The 5,531-nt window shown below is 74.5% G+C and carries 4 protein-coding genes; 1 reads left to right on the top strand and 3 read right to left on the bottom strand.

Features of this window, described 5'->3' with window-relative positions; genetic code table 11:
* Positions 1-259: 259 nt before the first annotated feature.
* Positions 260-1,501, top strand: a complete 1,242-nt coding sequence (locus I59_RS02900) for an amidohydrolase family protein (RefSeq protein ID WP_022902588.1) — start codon at positions 260-262, stop codon at positions 1,499-1,501.
* A gap of 15 nt (positions 1,502-1,516) precedes the next feature.
* On the opposite strand, the gene I59_RS02905 is transcribed toward I59_RS02900, so the two are convergent.
* The 3 genes from I59_RS02905 to glmS form a co-directional block, all read right to left on the bottom strand.
* Complete coding sequence (locus I59_RS02905; protein ID WP_022902589.1) at positions 1,517-2,185, bottom strand: NUDIX domain-containing protein; 669 nt, start codon at positions 2,183-2,185, stop codon at positions 1,517-1,519.
* A gap of 299 nt (positions 2,186-2,484) precedes the next feature.
* A complete protein-coding gene (locus I59_RS20575) occupies positions 2,485-3,198 on the bottom strand; it encodes a M50 family metallopeptidase (RefSeq protein ID WP_022902590.1) in 714 nt (237 codons plus the stop codon).
* 185 nt (positions 3,199-3,383) lie between these two features.
* Positions 3,384-5,198: a glutamine--fructose-6-phosphate transaminase (isomerizing) gene (glmS, locus tag I59_RS02920; protein ID WP_022902592.1), complete on the bottom strand. Its 1,815-nt coding sequence runs from the start codon at positions 5,196-5,198 to the stop codon at positions 3,384-3,386.
* Between the last annotated feature and the right edge of the window lie 333 nt (positions 5,199-5,531).

The raw sequence follows: 5,531 nt of genomic DNA on the forward strand, positions 1-5,531 counted from the left end.
GTCGTCGGGTGTCGGTACCCTTGCACGCCGCGCCGCGCGGACGGTCGAATGCTGCACCCGGTACCGGTGGGCCGGTCCAATCCGTGCCCGGGTGCGGGACGGTGGCCTGCTCGGAGTCCGCCCGTCGGCCTGCTCGGAGTCCGCCCGTCGGCCTGCTCGGAGTTCGCCCGTCGGCCTGCTCGGAGTCCGCCCGTCGGCCTGCTCGGAGTTCGCCCGTCGGCCTGCTCGGCGTCCGCCTGTCGTCTGCCAGGCTGGTCGCATGCTCCGCGACGACGTCGACCTGGTCCTCCGCTCCGTCCGCCCGTGGGGAGGTGACCCGGCCGACGTGCACATCGCAGGGGACCGGATCGTCGCGGTGGAGCCGAGCGGGGTCGGCGGGGGCGTGCGGTCCGTCGGGTCGATCGCGGCTGCGGGGGTGACGGTCGTCGACGGCTCCGGGCTGCTCGCGCTGCCCGGCCTCGTCAACGCCCACGCGCACGTCGACAAGAGCTGGTGGGGCCGGCCGTGGGAGTCGTACGGCGGCGAGGGCGGCACCCAGGGCCGCATCGCACACGAGCGTGCCCGTCGCGACGCACTCGGCATCCCCGGCGTCGACGTCGCCACCCGGGTGCTCCGCGAGGGGCTCCGGACCGGCACCACGCGCGTCCGGACCCACGTCGACGTCGACCTCGGCGTCGGCCTCCGCGGGGTCCACGCGGTGCAGGCGGCGGCCGAGGCACTCGACGGCGCCGTGGAGGTGTCGATCGTGGCCTTCCCGCAGGACGGGGTCCTCCGCCGACCCGGCGTGCTCGACCTCCTCCGGCAGGCGGCGCTCGCTGGCGTCGCGCACGTCGGCGGCCTCGACCCGTCGCTCATCGACCGTGATCCGGTCGGCCAGCTCGACGGCCTGTTCGCGATCGCGGCGGACACCGGCTGCGGGATCGACCTGCACCTGCACGAACCGGCGGACCTCGGCGCGTTCGCGATCGACCTCGTGCTCGACCGGGTGGAGCGGGACGGGATCACTCCCGGGAAGGTGAACATCGCGCACGGCTTCGCCGTCGTGGACGTCGACCCGGTCCGGCGCCGCGACCTGCTCGAACGGATGGCGGGCCTCGGCGTCACGATGACGACCGTCGCACCGCTGCGGATGCGCCAGCTCCCGTTGCACGAGTTCGACGAGGCAGGGGTCCGGTTCGGGTTCGGGACGGACGGGATCCGCGACCTGTGGAGCCCCTACGGCGACGGCGACCTGCTCGGGATCGCGTGGCAGTACGCGCGGGCCGGGGGAATGGTGCGGGACGAGGACCTCCGTCGGGTGGTCGAGATCGCGTCGCGGGACGGCGCCGCGTTCGTCACGGACGAGGTGCACGACCTGGTGCCGGGGGCTCGGGCGGACGTGGTGCTCGTCGATGCGGAGAACCCGATGGACGCACTCGTTCGGCGGGTCCCGCGGGCGCTCGTGGTCGCCGGTGGGCAGGTCATCGATCCGGTGGCGTTGGAGCAGCACCCCTGGGAGTGAGCCTGCGTGCGTGGGTCAGTCGTCGCGGGAGGCAGCGGGTGCTGTGCTGCGGCCGGCTTCGCGCACTGCGGTGCGCGCGGCGTCGCGTGCTGCCTCGCGCGCGGCGTCGCGTGCTGTCTCGCGTGCCGCCTCGCGTGTTGCGTCGTGTGCTGTCTCGCGTGCCGCGAGCAGCCGGTGTGGGAACGTCGACGGGACTGCGTCCGGGAGCGCCTCGACGGGGAACCACCGGACGTCGTCGCTCTCGTCGCTGACGGCGGTCGCCGCTGACGGATCCTCCGGGTCGACCAGCGCGACGAAGCCGACGTCCCAGTGCGCGGCGCAGATCCCGAACCCGCTGTGCAGGTCGTGCCGGTCGACGTCGACGACGCTGCCGTCGAGCAGCTCGAGGCCGGCGATCCCGGACTCCTCACGTGCCTCTCGGCGGGCGGCGGCCGCAAGGGAGGTGTCCTGCGGCTCGAGGTGGCCGCCGACCTGCACCCAGAACCCGCCCTTCCGGTGCAGGCAGAGCAGGGTCCGCTCGAGGTCGGGGGAGAACACGAAGCACGAGGCGGTGAGGTGCTCCGGCCCGCCCTCGCGCCGGAGTGCTGCGTCACCGTGCTGCTCGACGAACCGGCGTGCCGCGGGGACCCCGGGCACGTCGTCGGGCGTCCGGGCGAGGGCGGTCGTCACGTCGTCGAGGCGCATCCGGCCATCGTGGCAGGCCGACGGCGGCTGTGGGGGGCAAGGTGGTCGGGTTCCGGGCGGTCCCCGGGTGCTCGGACGGGGTGGGCGGGTTCCGGGCGGTTCCCGGGTGCTCGGACGGGGTGGGCGGTACGACATCGCCGTCGTCGTGCGACAGCGTCCTCGTCGTCGCAGCGCGTGTGCAACTGTTGCGGACGGGCACAGACGACATCGCCGTCGTCGTGCGACAGCGGACGTGCCGTTCGACAGCCGTCCCGGCACCGGCACCGGCGCCCCGCCCCGCGCCCCGCCCGCCGGGCGCGTCAGACCAGCGCGCGGACCCCCGCGACGACGGCCTCCCACGACTCGGCGAGCGGTACCCGTGCGAGCCACACCGCCACGGCGTTCACCGCGACGAACAGCACGAACCACAGCGACGCCGGCACCCGCATCTCGGCCGCAGCGATGTGGAAGTCCGTCTGGACCCGGGCACCGGTGAGCAGCCACCGTGCGACCTGCACCACCGACCGCAGGCCGTCCACCACGAAGAGCGCCCCGACGGCCGCGACGACGAGCACCGTGGCGTCCGACGGTCGGACCGCGACCCACAGCGCGAGCGCGTCGAAGCCGACCACCACGAGCAGCCCGAACCAGTTCCGCACGAACAGCAGTGCGACGACGCCGACCACGCCGAGCACGACGACCGGCAGCCACCGCGACCCGTGCAGCACACCGGTCACGAGCAACACCCCGGCCCAGAGCGGCGCACTGTAGCCGGCGTACAGGTTGAGGACGCGCACGAGCCAGCGGATCGCGCCCGGCACGCGGCCGAGCTGGACCCAGGCCTCGCCGGAGCCGTCCGGGTGCAGGTCGATGCGGCGGATCTGCCCGCCGAACGGCACCACGACGACGACGTGGCCGACCTCGTGCACGATCGTCGCGGCGATGCGGGCGGCCCGGCCGACGACCGGGACGAACGGCAGGGCGGCCCCGACGAGCAGGGCGACGAAGACGAGGGGCGGGGCTGCGGTGGTCAAGCGACCAGCATGGCAGCCCCGCCCGAGGAGCGGGCCCACCGCCAGGGCCCCGGGGGGGAACGGTCAGCGACCCGACAGGGGTCAGGTGGAGAGCGCCCAGACGACGACCGCGGCGGTCGCGACGATCGTCAGTCCGGCGAGGACGGCGAGGAACACCGTCAGGCGGTTCACGGGCCGGTGCCTGGCTATTCGACCGTCACCGACTTCGCGAGGTTCCGGGGCTTGTCGACGTCGCACCCGAGCTGGAGCGCGAGTTCGCGGGCGAGCATCTGCAGCGGCACGACCGCCTCGAGCGGCCCCCACGGCGCGGTGCTCGCGCCCCAGGTGAGGCCACCGGTCGCGCGGCCGGCGAGCGCGGGGATGTCCGAGCCCTCGCCGCCGATGGTGATGACGAAGCCGCCACGGGCCCGCACCTCGGCGATGTTCGCCTGCATCCGGTGCTCGCCGTGGTCGACCACGACGACCGGGGTGCCCTCGTCGACGAGCGCGAGCGGTCCGTGCTTGAGCTCGCCGGCGGGGTACGCCTCGGCCCACCGGTAGCTCAGCTCCTTGAGCTTGAGCGCGCCCTCCGCCGCGTACGCCAGACCCTGGCCGCGGCCGAGGAACAGGAAGCCGGACGCCTTCCGGACGTTCGCGACCAGGAGCGGGATGCGGTCGGCTGCGACCGACGCCGCGTGCTCGACGCGGGCCGGCAGTTCGGAGAGCTCGGCGACGAGCGCGGCGGCACGGGCGGTCCCGATCCGGCCGGAGGCCACCATCGCGGAGATCATCGCCGCGACGCCGACGACGACCTGCGCGGTGAACGTCTTCGTCGCCGCGACTCCGACCTCGGGGCCGGCGTGGCAGTCGAGCACCGCGTCCGCCCGGCGGGCGAGCGACGAGTGCAGGTTGTTCGTGAGCGCGAGCACCGGGTGCCTGTCGTCGAAGCGGTCGAGCGCCCGGAGCACGTCGGCGGTCTCGCCCGACTGGCTGATCGCGACGACGAGCGTGCCCGGGCCGAGCACGACCTGGTCCGCCTCGCTCGCCACCACGATGTCCGTCGGGACCCCGCCGATGCCGCGCAGTGCGGTCGCGATCACGTGCCCGGCGTTCAGGGAGGTGCCGCACGCGACGACGGCGAGCCGGTGGAACCCGGGTAGTCCGAGTCCGATCCACATGCTGCCGTCGACCGCACGACGGGCGACCCGCTCGAGGATCGAGCTGACGACGGCCGGCTGCTCCTCGATCTCCTTCGCCATGTGGTCCGGGTGGTCGCCGAGGTCGAGGGCGGCCGCGGCGAACGGCGACGGCGTGGGGAAGGGGACCGGGACCGTCACACCGCCGGACGACCAGGTCCACGCCTCGCTCAGCTCGACGACGTCGCCGTCGCGGAGCGCCACGAAGGTCTCGCACCACTCGGCGATCGCGCCGATGTCGCTCGCCACGAAGTCGCCGCGGGCCGACCGTGCGACCACGAGCGGCGACCGGTCGGCGGCGACGACCATCCGGCCGTCGCGGGCGTCGAGGACGACGATCGCCCACGACCCTTCGAGCTGTGCGGTCGCGATCTGCACCGCGAGCATGAGGTCCGGGTCGACCGCGAGGGCGCGCTCGACGAGGTGCGCGATGACCTCCGAGTCGACGTCGGAGCGGAACACGTGGCCCTGGCGTTCGAGCGTCGCGCGGAGCTCGTCGGCGTTCTCCACGATGCCGTTGTGCACGACGCTCACGCGGCCGCCGCAGTCCGCGTGCGGGTGCGCGTTCGCCTCCCGCACGGCACCGTGGGTCGCCCAGCGGGTGTGGCCGATGCCGATCCCGGTCAGTGCGTCGCCGGACCGTGCGGCGACGAGCGTCCGGAGGTCGCCGACCCGGGACACCGAGCGGATCGTCTCGGTGCGGCCGGAGGCGGTCCGGACCGCGATGCCGGCGGAGTCGTAGCCGCGGTACTCGAGTCGCTCGAGGCCGTCGAGCAGGTAGGGGCTCGCGTCGTCACTGACGCGGGCCGCGATGATGCCGCACATCGGGCGTCCCTTCGGGTCGGGAACTGCAGGGGTGGTGCTCGGGGGAACGGCACCGACCGCCGTCGGGTCAGCCGCGCGCTCGGTCCGCCGGCTCGGGGGCCGCCGCCCGTCCTCGGATCAGGCGAGGACGGACGACGGCGGTCTCAGGGCCGACGGTTCGGGTATCGAACGGGGTACCGCGGACGGGCTCCGGGAGGAGCACGGCGGTCGGTGCAGGAGAAGCGTCACCCGCGGACGGGGGGCGGGGCAACACCCGTCGACCGCTCTTGCGGTTCCCGCGCGGGGCCCGCACCGCGGGTGCGACACTGCGGGACCCGCATCCACGCACCCGGG

Origin of the sequence: Curtobacterium sp. B8, from assembly GCF_000333315.1 — a bacterium.
Taxonomy (GTDB): domain Bacteria; phylum Actinomycetota; class Actinomycetes; order Actinomycetales; family Microbacteriaceae; genus Curtobacterium; species Curtobacterium luteum.

Bases quoted from the DNA above. Each gene is read 5' to 3' on its own strand.
- I59_RS02900 (WP_022902588.1), top strand. From the start codon at position 260: ATGCTCCGCGACGACGTCGACCTGGTCCTCCGCTCCGTCCGCCCGTGG.
- glmS (WP_022902592.1), bottom strand. From the start codon at position 5,198: ATGTGCGGCATCATCGCGGCCCGCGTCAGTGACGACGCGAGCCCCTAC.
- I59_RS02905 (WP_022902589.1), bottom strand. From the start codon at position 2,185: ATGCGCCTCGACGACGTGACGACCGCCCTCGCCCGGACGCCCGACGAC.